A 15,550-nucleotide genomic window follows, 5' to 3' on the forward strand; every position below is an offset into this window, starting at 1 on the left:
TCTTGGGCCCGCTGCGGGGCCTTGGCCGGGATCTTCGGCGGCGCCTGCGGCGGGATCCGCGGCGGCCGGAACGGCAGCTGGGGCAGCGGCGGCGGCGCGGGGACCCCGGCGGCCGGGGCCGGCGGCGGCGCCTGCGCGGGCACGGGGGCAGCGGCGGGTGCGGGGGTCGACGCGGGGCCGGGCGCGGGGGCGTCCACCAGCGTCGGCGGGCCGCCGGGGGCGGTGCTGACGGAGGGTCCGGCCGCCGGGGCGTCCGCGCTGCTGCCGTTGACCACCCCGCTCGCCGAGTCGAACCGCTCGTCGACGGTGCCCTGACGCGGATCCGCACCAGGGGTGTCGGGGACCTCGTCGTCGGGGCCCTGGTAGAGGGCATCCCACCAGGCGCCGTCCGCCTGACCGGAGGAGGGCCCACCCTGGCTGCTCATCGATTCGTCTCCTCAGCGACATGCGGCATGCCCGAACCATCGTCATTCTCCATGGCGGGACACCGCTCACCGGGTGGAACGGGGGAATCGGGACACTCTTGGAGCAGTCCCGGAGCAGCGCGGCTGCCGCCGCCCGCCCCACCGGACACACATCCCTCACACGGGCTCGACTACCCGGAAACCGCCTGGCCAGGCATGATGACCTTCGAGACGCAGACACCCCCGCCGATCGGCGGGGGGTCGACCGACGAATGGGGGTGCGGGCAGGTGCTTGGCTTCGTCGGACTGGACGAGGAGAGCGAAGAGGTCTACCGGCTCCTGGTCGGCCTCGGGTCCGCCTCCGTCGGTGAACTGGCCCGCAAGCTCGGCCTGCCGGAGCACGCCCTCACCCGCACCCTGTCCACGCTGGCGGACCTCGGCCTGGTCGCGCAGTCCCCTGTCGAGCCGCTGCACTACACCGCCGCCCCGCCGGCCGTGGCCCTGGGCGCCGCGCTGTCCCAGCGCAGGCACGAGCTGACGCTGGCCGAGCAGGCCGTCGACCGGCTGGCCAGGGAGTACCGGCACAACGCGGTCGGCCTGGCCGTCAACGACCTGATCGAGGTGGTGATCGGCGCCGACGCGGTCCGGCACCGCTTCGAGCAGCTGCAGCTGGGCGCGGAGCACGAGGTGCTGGCCCTGGTCACCGACGCGCCGGTGGCCGTCAGCGGCCACGACAACGTCGCCGAGCCGGTGGCGGTGGCCCGCGGGGTGTCCTACCGGGTGGTCATCGAGCGCGGGATCCTGGACGCGCCGGGCGGTGTGCCGCATGTCGCGGCGGCGCTGGAGCGGGACGAGCAGATCCGGGTCGCCGGGCGGGTGCCGACCAAGCTGATAGTCGCGGACCGCTCGCTGGCGATGCTGCCGCTGCGTCCGCTGGCCGCGCCCGGGGAGCCGTCCTCGCTGGTGGTACGGGCCGGCGGGCCGGTGGAGGCGCTGGTCGGGCTGTTCCACTCGGTCTGGGAGCAGTCGCTGCCGCTGTGGCTGGGCCCGGCCGACGCGTCCCGCCCGGAGCAGGAGCCGACCGTCCTGGTCGACACGGGCGAGCAGCCGGACGACGTGGACCTGCAGGTGCTCTCGATGCTGCTGGTGGGGATGACCGACGTGAGCGTCGCCAAGCAGCTGGACCTCGGCCTGCGGACGGTGCAGCGGCGGGTGAAGCGGCTGATGGACCTCGCCGAGGTCACCACCAGGATGCAGCTGGGCTGGCACGCCTACGAACGCGGCTGGGTCTCCCGCCACCGCACCCTCCCCCGCACCTGACCTGTCCGCGGTTCGGACTAATCTGTCCACATGTCCGAACCTGCCGCTCCGCCCGCCACCGCTACCGACCCCGCGCAGGTCCAGCGCCTGACCGATGTGGTGACCCGGCTGCGCCGCGCCCTGCGCAGCAGCATCCGCACCGAGTACCCGTGGGAGTCGCTGCCCATGGCCCAGGTGGAACTGCTGCAGACGCTGGCCTCCGGGCCGATGCGGGTGGGTGAGCTGGCGACCCGGCAGCGGCTCGCGCCGAACACGGTGAGCGGGCTGATCGGCAAGCTGCTCGAGTCCGGGTTCGTCGACCGCCAGGCCGACCCCGGCGACCGCCGCACCGCGCGGATCGCGCTGACCCAGGCGGGCCACCGGCAGCTGCTGGACTGGCAGCGGGCGCACGAGCGGCGGATAGCCGCCGCGCTGTCCACCCTCTCCGAGGAGGACAACACGGCAGTGATGGACGCCCTCGGCGGACTGGAGCGGCTGGCGGCGGCCCTCGGCGCCGAGCACCCCCCGCCCGTCGGCTGAACGGCCTGCGTCGGACGACCTGCCAGCCGAACCCTGTCAGCCGAACAGGGCGTCCTGCGGGGATTCCAGCTCCAGCAGCCGCCGCTTGGCGTCCAGCCCGGCGGCGAAGCCGGTCAGCGAGTTGTCGGCGCCGACCACGCGGTGGCACGGGCGGATCACCAGCAGCGGATTGGTGCCGATCGCCGCGGCCACCGCCCGTACCGCGCTGGGCGGCTGGCCTGCCGCGGCGGTGAGTTGGCCGTAGCTGACGGTGCTGCCGTAGGGGATGTCGTCCAGGGCGTCCCAGACCCGCTGCCGGAAGTCGCTGCCCTGCGGGGCGAGTGGCAGGTCGAACTCCTTCAGGTCGCCGGAGAAGTACGCGGTGAGCTGCTCGACCGCGGCGGCGAAGGGGGCCGGGTCCTCGGTCCAGCCCGGGTCGGGCCGGCTCGGCTGCCCCTTGGTGCCGGGGGCCAGGACCGCGTTGAGCCGGCCCTCCTCGTCCGCGACCAGCAGCAGCGCGCCGAGCGGGGAGTCCATCGTGGTGTAACGGGTCATCAGCTGCTCCATCGTCAGATCGCTTCGGGCTCGGTGGTGTTGATGGCGGGGATGTTGAGGGCGGGGGTGCTGAGGGCAGCCCAGAGGTGGTGCACGGCGTAGGAGCGCCAGGGCCGCCAGGCCGTGTCGTCCGGGGCCGCCGCTCCGCCGACCGCCCGCAGCCCGTGCCGGACGCCGACGTCGCCGGGCAGGTAGGCGTCCGGGTCGGCGAGGGCGCGCATCCGGATGTACGAGACGGTCCACGGGCCGATGCCGGGCAGAGCGAGCAGCGCCGCGGCGGCCTGCTCCCGGTCTACGCCCGGGCTGAGGTCGACGCTGCCGGTCGCCAGCGCCGCGCACAGCCCACGCAGCGCCCGCTGCCGTGCGCCGGGCATGGCCAGATCGGCCGGGTCGGCCTCGGCGAGGGCCGCCGAGCTGGGGAAGAGCCTGGTCAGGCCACCGCTCGGGGCCGGCAGCGGCTCGCCGTAGCGCTCGGCCAGACGTCCGGCCAGGGTGCGGGCCGCGGCCACGGTGACCTGCTGGCCGAGGACGGCGCGCACCGCGAGCTCCCCCGGGTCGACATGGCCGGGCGAGCGGAGCCCCGGACGGGCGGCGACCAGCGGGGCCAGCAGCGGGTCGGCGCCGAGCTGCCGGTCCACGGCGTCCGGGTCGGAGTCGAGGTCGAACAGGGCGCGGATCCGCTGCACCGCGCTGGTGAGGTCGCGCAGCGAGCTGAGGGTGAGCCGGCAGTCCAGCCAGCCCTGCGGTCGGCGCGGCTGGTCCACCTCAGCGGTCCCGGGGCCGCCGGGCAGCGCCAGGGTCCGGCGGTAGGTCCGGGTCCGGCCGGTGTCGACCACCTCCTCCACCCCAGGCACGGCGCGTACGGCCAGGAAGTCGAACAGCTGCGCGGCGGCCAGCGGGCCGCGGTGCGCCAGCCGCAGCGGGATCGTCCCCGGCACCGGGGCGGGCTGACCCGGCCTGCCCTGCTGCCCCGGCCTGCGGCGCAGCTCGGTCGGGGTGAGGCCGTAGACCTCGCGGACGGTGTCGTTGAACTGCCGGACGCTGGCGAATCCGGCCGCGAAGGCGGTGTCGGTGGCGCTGAGGCCGGTGGTCTGCAGCAGCAGCCGCGCGGTGTGCGCACGCTGGGAGCGGGCCAGCGCCTGCGGTCCGGCGCCCAGCTCGGCGACCAGCTCGCGGGTGAGGTGCCGCTCGCTGTAGCCCAGCCGGGCGGCCAGGCCGGTGACGCCCTCGCGGTCGACCACTCCGTCGCCGATCATCCGCATCGCCCGGCCGACCAGGTCGGCCCGCAGGTTCCAGTCCGGCGACCCGGGCACGGTGTCCGGACGGCAGCGGCGGCAGGCCCGGTATCCGGCGCCCTGGGCCGCCGCGGCGCTGGGGTAGAAGTGGACGTGTTGGCGCTTGGGGGTGGTCGCGGGGCAGCTCGGCCGGCAGTAGATGCCGGTGGTGCGGACCGCCGTGAAGAACATGCCGTCGAAGCGGGCATCGCGGCTGCTGACGGCTCGGTAGCTGGTCTCCTGGTCAATCACAGGATCCAGTCTGCGCCATTCGCGCGGCCCGGACTGGCGGGCATCGGACATGGAGGTCGGGCCGGCCGGCCCTGGCGGAATCTTCACCAGCATCGGCGTTCACGCCACTCGCCCGGCCCTGCCGCGGTGGCGGACGATCGTCCCGTCAAGCCGAACCCGCGACCTTGTGGAGCCCTGTGATGACCACCGAGACCCTTCCTGTCAGCGCCGTCCTCAGCGTCGCCGCCGCCGCGCCGACCGTGGCCGCCGAGCACTTCGCCGCCCGGCTCGCCTTCGAGGCCGATGTCTCCGACGTCCGCGCCGACCAGCTCGCCGCCGTGCCCGGTGTGGTCCTGGTGGACTCGCGCGGCGACGATGCCTGGGCCCAGGGGCGCATCCCCGGCGCGCTGCACATCCCGACCGCGCGGATCGCCGAGCTGGCGCCCCGGCTGGTCGACCCCGCCGCCACCGTGGTCACCTACTGCTGGGGCCCCGGCTGCAACGGCGCCACCCGCGCCGCGCTGGCCTTCGCCCGGCTCGGCTACTCCGTCAAGGAGATGCTCGGCGGCTTCGAGTACTGGGTCAGGGAGGGCTTCCCCTACGACACCGCGCAGGGCCGGCAGGCCCGCCCGGTCGACGACCTCACCGCTCCCCGCTCCGGCATCTCCTGCGCCTGCTAGCGCGGGAGGACGGACCGGACGGAACCGCTCCGCGCGGCGCCGCGTCGCACCTCCGAACCGTCCAGGGAACTGTCCACGGAGGAGTCCCGCATGCGCCGCACATCCGTCCTGCTCGCCGGTACCGCCGCTACCGCCGCCGTGCTGCTCGCCGCCGGGTGCGCCGCCCCCGGGACGGGTCTGAACGTCCGGGCGCTGCCCTCCTCGACCGGGAGCGCGTCCGCCAGGCCCTGCGTCGGCTTCGACCCCGCCAGGAGCGGGCCGCTGCCCACGGCCAGTGGCACGCCGATGAACACACCCCAGGCCGAGGCCCTGGCCCAGGCCCTGGACCCCAAGGGCGACCGGGCCTTCGCGGACGTCTACGGGACCATGGCCGTCGACTCCCCGCCCGGCCGGGTCCTGCTCTGCGTCACCGACCTGGCCCGGGGCCGGGAGATGGCGGCGGCGGCGAAGAAGGAGCATCCCGGGATCGACCTGGGCCGGCTCGACCTCGAACTGTGCCGCTACTCCCAGCGCACGCTGGACGCGGTCATCGGCCGGATGTCGAAGGCCACCGGGACCGAGTTCGCCGGGTTCCCGCTGTACAGCTGGTCGCCGAACTCGGACATGTCCGGGATCGTGGTGACCACCACGCGGCAGGGCGCGAACTCCAAGGCCCTGCTCCAGCAGCTCACCGCGCTGTCCGGCGGCACAGCGGTGACGGTCGCCGCGGGCGCGGCGACCGTCATGTCCTAGCGGCGGTACGGGGGCGGTACGGGGTCGGACCTACTTGTAGCTGACCGTCACGGTGGTGAAGCCCAGTGAGCCGAGCAGGCCCTTGAGCATCGAGCTGGTGTTCTGCTCCGCCCTGGTGGTCAGCGCGGTGGACTTGGCCGCGTCCTGGATCTTCTGCGCCGCGAGGATGTTGAGCTTCTGCTGGTCGTTGGGGTCGCTGGAGAAGAAGTCGCCGATCCGGTTGAAGAAGCCGCGCTGCTCGGCGAAGGTGTAGCTGCGCTTGGGGTCGAGCGCGGCTGCCGCCAGCTGCGCGTGCGGCAGCACGATGGTGGCGGTCTTCCGGTCCGGACTGACGGTCACTCCGGCCTTGCCCAGGTCCACATAGGAGTCGACGGTGCCGGCAGCGACGTAGAGGGTGCGCTTGCCGAGCAGCGCCGACGGCAGGAACTTGGCCTCGCTGTCGACGTCGACGACTATCTGGAAGTTGCCGTCGGCCGCGTCGTAGCGGCTCATGTTCTCGATGGACTGGAGCACGGCCGGCTGGCTGCGGTCGACCTCCTTGGTACCGAACGGGTTGGGGATACCCGGCAGCCAGTTGAACTTCCCAGCGGCGATGAACAGCCCGACGATCACCACGAAGGTGATCGGGATGCTGATGTACCAGGGGATGCGGCGGCGCGGCGGGTACCGGCGCTCCTCGGCGACGGGCCGTTCGGTCTCCACCGCGTTGCCACGCAGGGACCTCATGGGATGTCTCCTTCTACCAGGTGGTGCCGGCCAGGGCGTCGCTCCGACTCCCTCGACTGCTCTCCTACCCAGTGTTCAGCGACCCAAGGACCCCTCAGTTCGACAGTCGGGCAACGGAATTGTCACCGGGCCGACCCGGGCCCGCGGAACGGACCCGGGTCGGCCGCAAGCTACCGGCGGCCCTTGGCCCGCATCGCCTCGCTGCCGGCCTTGCCGATCGCCTTCCAGTGCTTCAGCCGCTCCGCCCGCAGCCGGGCGTCGGTCCTGGAGGCGATCCACTCGTTCTCACGCAGCAGCTTGCGGTAGCTCTCCAGCCGACGCTCGGTCAGCACCCCGTCCGCCACCGCCTCCAGGACGGCGCAGCCGGGTTCCGCCACATGGCCGCAGTCGCTGAACCTGCACCCCTCGGCCAGGTCCTCGATCTCGGCGAACACCTGCTGCAGCCCCTCCGCGGAGTCGTACATGCCGACCCCGCGCAGCCCGGGGGTGTCGATCAGCACGCCGCCGCCGGGCAGCGGCAGCAGTTCGCGGGTGGTGGTGGTGTGGCGGCCCTTGTTGTCGCCGCGCCTGGTCTCCTGGACCTCCATGGCGGCCCGGCCGAGCAGGGCGTTGGCGATGGTGGACTTGCCGGCCCCGGACTGCCCGATCAGGGCGCTGGTGCCGGGCAGGCAGGAGGCCAGCACGTCCATGCCGCGACCGGTGGCGGCGCTGATGACCAGCACGTCCGCCCCGGGGCAGACCTTCTCCACGTCCTCCCGGACGTGGTCGGCGTCACTGGCGAGGTCGGCCTTGGTGAGCACCACCAGCGGCTGGGCGCCGCTCTCCCAGGCCAGGGCGAGGAAGCGCTCGATCCGGCCCAGGTCGGGGGTGGTGGCCAGTGAGGCGGCGATGACGACGGTGTCGACATTGGCGGCCAGCACCTGGCCCTCGGACCGCTGGGAGGAGGTGGAGCGGACCACCGCGGTGCGCCGCGGCAGCAGCGCCTGGACGTAGGTACCGGCCGGGCCGGTGGCGACCGCGGCCCAGTCGCCGGTGCAGGCCCAGTGCAGCGGGTCGTGGTGGGCGACCGGGCCGGTGTCGGCGCGTACGGTCGTGACGGTGTCGCCGTCGGCGATCGCCACGTCGCAGATACCGCGGTCGACCCGGACGATCCGGCCGGGGACGAGGCCGGCCTCGGCCATGGGAAGGAAGAGGGTGTCGAGTTCAGCGGTCCAGCCGTAGGAGTCCAGCGGCCGGGAGATGTCGGAAGGCAACGCGATGGGGCCCTTCGGGAGTTGCTCCCGGGGCGCAGAGGCGCTGGTGCGGTGTCAGTCTGCGACCGGGAGCGGGGAGAGGTTGGCGGGTGTGCTGCCGAGGGCAGCCGTGGTGACAGTGACGGTCACGGGGCTCACCCCTCTCTCCTGAGAAACTCCCGGTGCGCGGTGCACCGAACGAGAACCGAGACTACGAGACCCGTAATCCCTTCCGCAACAGCTTTTTGACCTGCGAGAACGCAGCGAAAGACGCTAGGGCTTGCGGCGGCCCCGGTCGCCCCGGCGCCACTTCTCCGCCTGCTCCTCCGGCGGCGGGTAGGGGCTGCGGCGCGGGTTGCCCCTGGCCTGGATCCGGCCGCGCAGGTTGGTCGGCGGCAGGAAGTCGGCCCAGCGCTCCGGGTACTCGGCCGGGGCCTCGCCGTCCGCCTCCTCGCCCTCCGGCGCGGGGTTGGCCGCGCTGTTGCGCACCGCCGAGCGGCGCGCCTCGGCCCGCCGTATCAGCTCCGCCGCCGCCTCCTCCTTGGCGCGCTCGTTCTCGGCGCGGGCCAGGGCGGTCTCCCGGCTGGGCCACATCCGGTCGATCGCGGCGTTCATCGCCGCGCCGATCAGCACCGCGACCGCGGTCACCCCGATCCACAGCAGCACCGCGACCGGCGCGGCCAGCGACCCGTAGACGGTGGGGCCCTCGACCGCGTGCACCAGGTAGAACCGCAGGATCCCGCTGCCGACCACCAGCACCAGCAGCGCCACCAGCGCGCCCGGCAGATCCTCCCGCCAAGGCGTCCTGACCGGGACGGCCACGTGGTAGAGCGTGGTCAGCAGCAGCACCGAGAGCAGCAGCGCGGTGGGCCAGTAGAGCGCGTGGATCCCGCTCTGCACGGCCGGGAACGCGTGCTCGACCCAGCCGGGTCCGGCCACGATCAGCGGCAGCACGATGGTGCCGACCAGCAGGGCGACGATGTAGAGGCCCAGCGAGAGGATCCGGGTGTGGATGATCCCGCGGTTGCCCTCCAGCCCGTACATGATGGTGACGGTCTCGACGAAGACGTAGAGCGCCCGGGAGCCCGACCACAGCGCCAGCAGGAAGCCGATCGAGATCAGATCCGGCCGGCCGCCGCTGAAGACGCTCTTGAGCAGCGGTTTGACGATCTGGTCGATGGACGACTGGGACAGCACGGTGCCGGCCGCGGTGAGGATGTTCTGCTCCACCGCCTGGATCGTCCCGGCGCTGAGGTAGCCGAGCGTCCCGGCCACCGAGAGCAGCAGCGGCGGTACCGACATCAGCGTGAAGAAGGCCACCTCGGCGGCGAGCCCGGTGACCCGGTACTCCATGCAGGTGTTGGTGGTGTCCTTGATCAGCTGCCAGACGATCGTCCGGTACGGCGCACCCGCGCGCCGTCCCGCCGAGCGCCGGGACGGCCGGGCGCGGTGCCGCGCCTTGGGTGGTGTTTCGCCTGCTGGTTGCACGTTCAGAGACTATCCAATGCCGAACGGCGGGGAACCCGCCCCGACATGCTGTCAGGACGGGTTCCCGGCAAGCGCGGCGGACCTCACGCCCCGGGCGCGGACTCCGTCCCGGCCTCGCTCGCGGCGAGCATCTGCTCGCGCGGGACGATCTTGATGCGTTCCCGGCCCTCGGCGGCGCCGAGCGCGCGCTCGGCGGCGTCCAGCCGGTACCAGCCGTCCCAGGTGGTGTAGCGGACGCCGGCCGCCTCCAGGAAGGCGGTGACCGCCTGCTCGGCGGGCTGGGCGGGGGCCGGCAGCCGGTCCGCGCGGAAGTCCTCGACCAGGTTCGCCACGGTCTCGTTGGCGTCGCCCTTGGTGTGGCCGATCAGGCCGACCGGGCCGCGCTTGATCCAGCCGGTGACATAGGTGGAGGCGAGGTGCCCGCCGTTCTCGACGACCCGTCCGGCCTGGTGCGGCACGGTGCCGGTCTGCTCGTCCCAGGGCAGCTTGGGCAGTTCGGCGGAGAGGTAGCCGACGGCGCGGTAGACCGACTGCACGTCCCAGTCGTGGAACTCGCCGGTGCCGGTGACATTGCCGGTGCCGTCCAGCGCGGTGCGCTCGGTGCGCAGCCCGACCACCCGGCCGCCCTCGCCGAGCACCTCGGTGGGCGACTCGAAGAAGTGCAGGAACAGCTTGTGCGGGCGGTCGCCGACATCGCGGATGGCCCAGTTCTCCAGGGTGGAGGCGACCATGTCGGCCTGCTTGTTGGAGCGGCGGGTGCTGATGCTGCCCTCGTCGTAGTCGATGTCCTCGGGGTTGACGATGACCTCGATGGTCGGCGAGTGGTCCAGTTCGCGCAGCTCCAGCGGGCTGAACTTGGCCTGCGCCGGGCCGCGGCGGCCGAAGACGTGCACCTCAAGGGCCTTGTTGCCGGCCAGCCCCGCGTACACGTTCGCCGGGATCTCGGTGGGCAGCAGCTCGTCGCCGGTCTTGGCCAGGATCCGGGCCACGTCCAGGGCGACATTGCCGACGCCGAGCACGGCGACCTTCTCGGCCTCCAGCGGCCAGTCGCGCGGCACGTCCGGGTGGCCGTCGAACCAGGAGACGAAGTCGGCGGCGCCGTAGGAGCCTTCGAGCTCGATGCCGGGGATGTCCATGGCCCGGTCGGCGCTGGCGCCGGTGGAGAAGACCACCGCGTCGTAGAAGCTGCGCAGGTCGTCCAGGCTGATGTCGTTCGGGTAGTCGACATTGCCGAACAGGCGGATCTGCGGCTTGTCGAGGACCTGGTGCAGGGCGGTGATGATGCCCTTGATCCGGGGGTGGTCGGGCGCCACCCCGTAGCGGATCAGGCCGAAGGGCGCGGGCATCCGCTCGAAGAGGTCGATCGACACTCCGGGGTCGGCGGCGACGTCGGACTTCATCAGGGCATCGGCGGCGTAGATGCCGGCCGGGCCGGCTCCGACGATGGCGACCCGCAGGGGGCGAGGCATGTGATGGTTCCTTTGACTTGCGTGGCCGCGGGGGCCGGACGGGCAGGCGAGCTCCGGTAAGGGTAAGCATGCCTAAGCGGCGCAGCGTCACAGTACCCGGCCCCGGGCTATGAATGCATAAGGCAAAGTTATGGCCAATCAAAGATCTCGATCGGTTCTGCCCTCTATCGGCGCACCGCCGACCAACCTTACTGTTCAGTAAGTATCCCGGAGGAGGGGCTTCCATGACGCACGTCACGAGCGACGACGAACACCACGGGCTGGTGCTGCAGCCCAGGGACGTCCACTTCGACTGGGACGCCCTGCCGATGCACTGGATCCCCGGCAACCCGATGGCCACGCACGTGGTCAATGTGCTGCACCTGCTGCTGCCCGAGGGCGAGCGCTGGTTCGTCCGGACCTTCACCGAGGCGCTGCCGCTGGTCAGGGACGAGCGGCTGCGCGAGCAGGTGCTCGGCTTCGTCGGCCAGGAGGCGATCCACGCCGAGGCGCACCAGGGCGTCCTGGACCACCTGCTCGCCAAGGGCCTCGACCCAGGACCCTACGTCAAGCAGGTCGAGTACCTGTTCCGGCGGATCCTGGGCGAGCGGCCCGAGCTGACCGGGACGGCCGCGCGGGAGAGCCTGATCGAGCGGGTGGCCATCGTCGCGGCGATCGAGCACTTCACCGCCTTCCTCGGCGACTGGGTGCTCAACGCCGAGGGCCTGGACCGGGCCGGCACCGACCCGGTGATGCTGGACCTGATCCGCTGGCACGGCGCCGAGGAGGTCGAGCACCGCAGCGTCGCCTACGACCTGCTGCGGCACCTGGACCCCGGCTACCTGCGCCGGGTCCGGGCCATGGCGATCACCGGGCCGGTCATGTTCAAGCTCTGGACCAGCGGGGCCCGCTTCCTGATGGCGCACGACCCGGAACTGCCGGCGCCCCGCCCGCACCCGACCTGGAGCGGCTACCTCGCCGCCTCCCGGCAGGGGGTGCTGCCGCGGCTCGGCCGGGCCTCCCGCTCGGCGGCGCGCTACCTCAGCCCGCGCTACCACCCCACCCAGGAGGGCTCGACCCGGCAGGCCGTCGCCTACCTGGGCACCTCCCCCGCCGCCCGCGCCGCCGCGCACTAGCCGCGCACCGCCTTCGGACCCAGGACGTACGGAGAGAGGGATCAGCCGCCCCATGAGCCAAGAGCCGCCCCCGGCCGACCCGCGCGGTCGCCGGCCCGAGGAGCGCTATCTGCGCGTCCTCGACACCCTGGTCCGCTACTACCTGCCGCTCAGCACCCGCAGGGACCGCTACGGCCGCCGCCCGCCGCAGGCCGTCAGCGCCGACCTCGCGGTGCTGGTCGCCGCCCGCACGGACGTGGCCGAGGGCGTGGTGTCGCTGCTGCTCCGGGCGCCGGACGGGGCCCCGCTGCCGGCCTGGCAGCCCGGCGCGCACCTGGACCTCACCCTGCCGTCCGGCCTGCGCCGGCAGTACTCGCTCTGCGGCGACCCGGCCGACCGCTCCGGCTACCGGATCGCGGTCCGGCACCTGCCCGAGGGCGACGGCGGCTCCGCCGAGATCCACACCGCGCTGCCGGAGGGGACCCGACTGACCGTCAGCACCCCGCGCAACGCCTTCCCCTTCGCCGCCGACCGCTCGGTGCTGCTGCTGGCCGGGGGCATCGGGATCACCCCGCTGCTGCCGATGGCCCGCGAGGCCGCCCGGCGCGGCCTGGACTGGCGTCTGGTGCACACCGGCCGGTCCCGGGCCGGCATGCCGTTCGCGGACGAGCTGGCCGCGCTCGACCCCGGCGGCGACCGGGTGCTGCTGCGTCCCGACGACGAGCACAGCGGCCCGGCCGGTGCCGCCGAACTGCTGCGCGGCGCCCGCCCCGGCACCGCCGTCTACGTCTGCGGCCCGGCCCCGATGCTGGACGCGGTCCGCACCGCCTTCGAGGACTCCCCGGCCACCGCGCTGCACTTCGAGCGCTTCAGCTCCGCCCCCGTGGTCGGCGGCCGTCCGTTCACCCTGCGGCTGCGCGGCAGCGGCCGGGTGCTGGCGGTCCCGGCCGACCGCAGCGCGCTGGACGTGCTGCGCGAGAACGACCCCGACACCCCGTACTCCTGCCGCCAGGGCTTCTGCGGCGTCTGCCGCCGCCAGGTGGTCTCCGGCACGGTCGAGCACCGTGACCGCAGGCTCAGCGAGCAGGAGCGGGCCGAGGGCCAGATGCTCGTCTGCGTGTCCCGCGCCCCCGAGGGCGAATGCCTCGAACTGGACGGATGACCACCATGCCCGACACCGCCGCAGAGACCCGCCGCAGCACCGTGACCGGCCCCTCCGGGGTCCCGCTCGCCGTGTACTCGGCCGGCGACCCGGCCCGTCCCACCGTGCTGCTGGTGCACGGCTACCCGGACACCCACACGGTCTGGGACGACGTGGCCGCGGACCTCGCCGCCGACCACCAGGTGGTCCGCTACGACGTGCGCGGCGCGGGCGGCTCCGGGCGTCCCGGACCGGTCCGCGACTACCGCCTGGACCTGCTGGCCGACGACCTGTTCGCGGTCGCCCAGGCGGTCAGCCCGGACCGGCCGGTGCACCTGGTGGCGCACGACTGGGGCTCGGTGCAGTCCTGGGAGGCCGTCACCACCCCCGGCGCGGAGGCCAGGATCGCCTCCTTCACCACCGTCTCGGGACCCTGCCTGGACCATGTCGGCCACTGGCAGCGGCGCCGGGCGCTGCGTCCGACGCCCCGGCACCTGCTGCAGCTCGCCAATCAGATGGCGCACTCCTGGTACATCGCGGCGTTCCACGTGCCGGTACTGGCGCCGGCCCTGTGGCGGTTCCGGCTGGCCCGGCGCTGGCCGACGCTGCTGCGGGTGGTCGAGGGCGTGCCGGAGCGGGCCGGGCACCCGCAGCCGACGCTGGCCGAGGACGCCGTGCACGGGATCAAGCTCTACCGGGCCAACATGCTGCCGCGGGTGCTGCGGCCGAGGTCGCGGCCGACCCGGGTGCCGGTCCAGCTGGTCACCCTGACCCGGGACAACTATGTGCGCCCGGCGCTGAACGAGGACCTGGAGCGCTGGGCCCCGGGGCTGCGCCGGCGCACCATGGACACCGGCCACTGGGCCGCGCTGCTGGTGCGCGGGCCGGAGCTGGCGGCCCTGGTCCGCAGCTTCGCCACCGAGCGGGAGCCCGCGCCGCAGGACGCGCCCGACGCCGCCTCCTGAGCGTTCCCTCCCGCACCCCGACCCAACTACGGTGGCTGCTATGCCGACCCACGACGTCACCAACCAGCCCCCGCCGCTCGTCGACTACGACGTCTACGCGGCCGACACCGCTCTGCGCGAGGGCGTGGCCCGCTACGCCACCCCCAAGCGGCTCGGCGAGATCGACGCGGAGCTGAGCGTGCTGGGCCGGGCGGCCGGCTCGGCCGAGGCGCAGCGCTGGGGCGAGCAGGCCAATACCAGCGAGCCGCAGCTGCGCACCCACGACCGCTACGGCCACCGGATCGACGAGGTCGAGTTCCACCCGGCCTGGCACCAGCTGCTGGACCGCGCCGTCTCGGCAGGACTGACCGGCGACGCCTGGAACCGGATGAACGGCCATCTGCGCCGGGCGGCCGGGTTCATGGTCTGGTCGCAGGCCGAGTACGGGCACGGCTGCCCGGTGTCGATGACCCACGCCGCCGTCCCGGCGCTGCAGGCGGACCCGGCGCTGGCCGCCCAGTGGGTCCCGCTGCTGACCTCCCGAAGCTACGACCCGGGGCTGCGGGCGCCGGGCGACAAGCGCGGGGCGCTGGCCGGGATGGGGATGACCGAGAAGCAGGGCGGTTCGGACGTCCGGGCGAACACCACCGCGGCGGTGCCGCTGGCGGCCGACGGCGAGTACGCGCTGACCGGGCACAAGTGGTTCTGCTCCGCGCCGATGTCGGACGTCTTCCTGGTGCTGGCGCAGGCCCCCGGCGGGCTGACCTGCTTCGTGCTGCCCCGGGTGCTGCCGGACGGGACCAGGAACGCCTTCCGGATCCAGCGGCTGAAGGACAAGCTCGGCAACCGCTCCAACGCCTCCTCCGAGGTGGAGTTCGACGGGACCACCTGGGCGCAGCGGCTCGGCCCGGAGGGGCGCGGGGTGCCGACCATCATCGAGATGGTGGCGGCGACCCGGATGGACTGCGTGCTGGGCTCGACCTCGCTGATGCGGCAGGCGCTGGCCCAGGCCTCGCACCACGCGGCGCACCGCAGCGCCTTCGGCGGTCCGCTGCTGGAGAAGCCGCTGATGCGCAATGTGCTGGCGGACCTGTCGCTGGAGTCCGAGGCGGCCACGGTGACGGCGCTGCGGCTGGCCGCCGCCTTCGACTCGGCCACGCCCGAGGAGAGGGACTTCCGCCGACTGGCGGTCGCGGTGTCCAAATACTGGATTACCAAACGCTGTCCCGCGGTCGCCGCCGAGGCGCTGGAGTGCCTGGGCGGCAACGGCTATGTGGAGGAGTCGGGCATGCCCCGACTGTTCCGGGAGTCGCCGCTGAACTCGGTCTGGGAGGGCTCGGGCAGCGTCAACGCCCTGGACGTGGTGCGGGTGCTGACCCGGGAACCGCAAGTGGTGGACGCCTTCCTGGCCGAGCTGCGGCTGGCCGAGGGCGCCGACCCGCACTTCGACGCCGCGCTGAAGGAGCTGCTCACCGAGCTGGCCGACCAGGAGGGCCTGGAAGCCAGGGCCCGCCGCACGGTCGAGCGGCTGGCGCTGCTGCTGCAGGCCTCGCTGCTGCTGCGGCACGCCCCGGCCGCCGTCGCCGACGCCTTCTGCGTCTCCCGCCTGGGCCGGGACTGGGGGGCGACCTTCGGTACGCTGCCTGCGCGGCTCGATCTCGGTGCCATCGTGGACCGGAGCACGCCCGTGATCAGCTAATCTCATTAGCTGAGACAGAAATGTTCAGATAATGGACGGCGCTGGACGCCAGAAACCTCGGCA

The 15,550-nt window shown here is 73.4% G+C and carries 14 protein-coding genes and 1 pseudogene; 8 read left to right on the forward strand and 7 right to left on the reverse strand.

What is annotated here, in order from left to right:
- Positions 1 to 425 (reverse strand): annotated as a pseudogene (locus ACEZDG_RS23710) (hypothetical protein); the annotation flags it as partial.
- A 267-nt stretch (positions 426 to 692) separates the two neighbouring features.
- On the opposite strand from ACEZDG_RS23710, the gene ACEZDG_RS23715 reads away from it, so the two are divergent.
- Both ACEZDG_RS23715 and ACEZDG_RS23720 read left to right on the forward strand, forming a co-directional pair.
- Positions 693 to 1,724, forward strand: coding sequence for a helix-turn-helix domain-containing protein (locus tag ACEZDG_RS23715; protein WP_380512859.1), 1,032 nt, complete (start codon positions 693 to 695; stop codon positions 1,722 to 1,724).
- Between the two features lie 30 nt (positions 1,725 to 1,754).
- Positions 1,755 to 2,243, forward strand: a complete 489-nt coding sequence (locus ACEZDG_RS23720) for a MarR family winged helix-turn-helix transcriptional regulator (RefSeq protein WP_380512861.1) — start codon at positions 1,755 to 1,757, stop codon at positions 2,241 to 2,243.
- A gap of 36 nt (positions 2,244 to 2,279) precedes the next feature.
- Here ACEZDG_RS23720 and ACEZDG_RS23725 read toward each other — a convergent pair whose 3' ends face one another.
- Positions 2,280 to 2,777 (reverse strand): methylated-DNA--[protein]-cysteine S-methyltransferase, encoded by a 498-nt coding sequence (locus ACEZDG_RS23725; RefSeq protein WP_380512863.1) that lies wholly within the window; start codon positions 2,775 to 2,777, stop codon positions 2,280 to 2,282.
- A gap of 14 nt (positions 2,778 to 2,791) precedes the next feature.
- The gene (locus tag ACEZDG_RS23730; protein ID WP_380512865.1) at positions 2,792 to 4,354 is read right to left on the reverse strand and encodes an AlkA N-terminal domain-containing protein; all 1,563 of its coding nucleotides are present in this window, start codon (positions 4,352 to 4,354) and stop codon (positions 2,792 to 2,794) included.
- A gap of 128 nt (positions 4,355 to 4,482) precedes the next feature.
- Here ACEZDG_RS23730 and ACEZDG_RS23735 point away from each other — a divergent pair, with 128 nt between their 5' ends.
- Both ACEZDG_RS23735 and ACEZDG_RS23740 read left to right on the forward strand, forming a co-directional pair.
- A complete protein-coding gene (locus tag ACEZDG_RS23735; protein ID WP_380512867.1) occupies positions 4,483 to 4,962 on the forward strand; it encodes a rhodanese-like domain-containing protein in 480 nt (159 codons plus the stop codon).
- Between the two features lie 90 nt (positions 4,963 to 5,052).
- The gene (locus tag ACEZDG_RS23740) at positions 5,053 to 5,694 is read left to right on the forward strand and encodes a hypothetical protein (protein WP_380512869.1); all 642 of its coding nucleotides are present in this window, start codon (positions 5,053 to 5,055) and stop codon (positions 5,692 to 5,694) included.
- 30 nt (positions 5,695 to 5,724) lie between these two features.
- Here ACEZDG_RS23740 and ACEZDG_RS23745 read toward each other — a convergent pair whose 3' ends face one another.
- From ACEZDG_RS23745 to ACEZDG_RS23760, 4 genes are all read right to left on the reverse strand, one after another.
- Positions 5,725 to 6,411, reverse strand: a complete 687-nt coding sequence (locus tag ACEZDG_RS23745) for a DUF4230 domain-containing protein (protein WP_380513256.1) — start codon at positions 6,409 to 6,411, stop codon at positions 5,725 to 5,727.
- Between the two features lie 179 nt (positions 6,412 to 6,590).
- Positions 6,591 to 7,673 carry a ribosome small subunit-dependent GTPase A gene (gene rsgA / locus ACEZDG_RS23750; protein ID WP_380512871.1) on the reverse strand — a complete coding sequence of 361 codons (1,083 nt, stop codon included), beginning with the start codon at positions 7,671 to 7,673 and terminating at the stop codon, positions 6,591 to 6,593.
- A gap of 252 nt (positions 7,674 to 7,925) precedes the next feature.
- Positions 7,926 to 9,140 (reverse strand): YihY/virulence factor BrkB family protein, encoded by a 1,215-nt coding sequence (locus ACEZDG_RS23755; RefSeq protein ID WP_380512872.1) that lies wholly within the window; start codon positions 9,138 to 9,140, stop codon positions 7,926 to 7,928.
- Positions 9,141 to 9,223: 83 nt separating this feature from the next.
- Complete coding sequence (locus ACEZDG_RS23760; RefSeq protein ID WP_380512874.1) at positions 9,224 to 10,609, reverse strand: FAD-dependent oxidoreductase; 1,386 nt, start codon at positions 10,607 to 10,609, stop codon at positions 9,224 to 9,226.
- Between the two features lie 224 nt (positions 10,610 to 10,833).
- On the opposite strand from ACEZDG_RS23760, the gene ACEZDG_RS23765 reads away from it, so the two are divergent.
- The 4 genes from ACEZDG_RS23765 to ACEZDG_RS23780 are packed head-to-tail and all read left to right on the forward strand — an operon-like array spanning position 10,834 to position 15,487.
- Positions 10,834 to 11,724 (forward strand): metal-dependent hydrolase, encoded by an 891-nt coding sequence (locus ACEZDG_RS23765; protein WP_380512876.1) that lies wholly within the window; start codon positions 10,834 to 10,836, stop codon positions 11,722 to 11,724.
- A gap of 52 nt (positions 11,725 to 11,776) precedes the next feature.
- A complete protein-coding gene (locus ACEZDG_RS23770; RefSeq protein WP_380512878.1) occupies positions 11,777 to 12,865 on the forward strand; it encodes a PDR/VanB family oxidoreductase in 1,089 nt (362 codons plus the stop codon).
- Positions 12,862 to 13,809, forward strand: a complete 948-nt coding sequence (locus tag ACEZDG_RS23775; RefSeq protein WP_380512879.1) for an alpha/beta fold hydrolase — start codon at positions 12,862 to 12,864, stop codon at positions 13,807 to 13,809. Before ACEZDG_RS23770 ends, ACEZDG_RS23775 begins: the two co-directional genes overlap by 4 nt.
- 40 nt (positions 13,810 to 13,849) lie before the next feature.
- Positions 13,850 to 15,487, forward strand: a complete 1,638-nt coding sequence (locus tag ACEZDG_RS23780) for an acyl-CoA dehydrogenase family protein (protein WP_380512880.1) — start codon at positions 13,850 to 13,852, stop codon at positions 15,485 to 15,487.
- Positions 15,488 to 15,550: the final 63 nt, after the last annotated feature.

It is taken from the genome of Streptacidiphilus alkalitolerans (genome assembly GCF_042511045.1).
In the GTDB taxonomy this organism is placed as follows: domain Bacteria; phylum Actinomycetota; class Actinomycetes; order Streptomycetales; family Streptomycetaceae; genus Streptacidiphilus; species Streptacidiphilus alkalitolerans.

Coding starts and splice junctions, on each gene's coding strand:
- ACEZDG_RS23760 (WP_380512874.1), bottom strand. CDS start 10,609: ATGCCTCGCCCCCTGCGGGTCGCCATCGTCGGAGCCGGCCCGGCCGGC.
- ACEZDG_RS23735 (WP_380512867.1), top strand. CDS start 4,483: ATGACCACCGAGACCCTTCCTGTCAGCGCCGTCCTCAGCGTCGCCGCC.
- ACEZDG_RS23730 (WP_380512865.1), bottom strand. CDS start 4,354: ATGTCCGATGCCCGCCAGTCCGGGCCGCGCGAATGGCGCAGACTGGAT.
- ACEZDG_RS23720 (WP_380512861.1), top strand. CDS start 1,755: ATGTCCGAACCTGCCGCTCCGCCCGCCACCGCTACCGACCCCGCGCAG.
- ACEZDG_RS23725 (WP_380512863.1), bottom strand. CDS start 2,777: ATGACCCGTTACACCACGATGGACTCCCCGCTCGGCGCGCTGCTGCTG.
- ACEZDG_RS23765 (WP_380512876.1), top strand. CDS start 10,834: ATGACGCACGTCACGAGCGACGACGAACACCACGGGCTGGTGCTGCAG.
- ACEZDG_RS23775 (WP_380512879.1), top strand. CDS start 12,862: ATGACCACCATGCCCGACACCGCCGCAGAGACCCGCCGCAGCACCGTG.
- ACEZDG_RS23770 (WP_380512878.1), top strand. CDS start 11,777: ATGAGCCAAGAGCCGCCCCCGGCCGACCCGCGCGGTCGCCGGCCCGAG.
- ACEZDG_RS23740 (WP_380512869.1), top strand. CDS start 5,053: ATGCGCCGCACATCCGTCCTGCTCGCCGGTACCGCCGCTACCGCCGCC.
- ACEZDG_RS23780 (WP_380512880.1), top strand. CDS start 13,850: ATGCCGACCCACGACGTCACCAACCAGCCCCCGCCGCTCGTCGACTAC.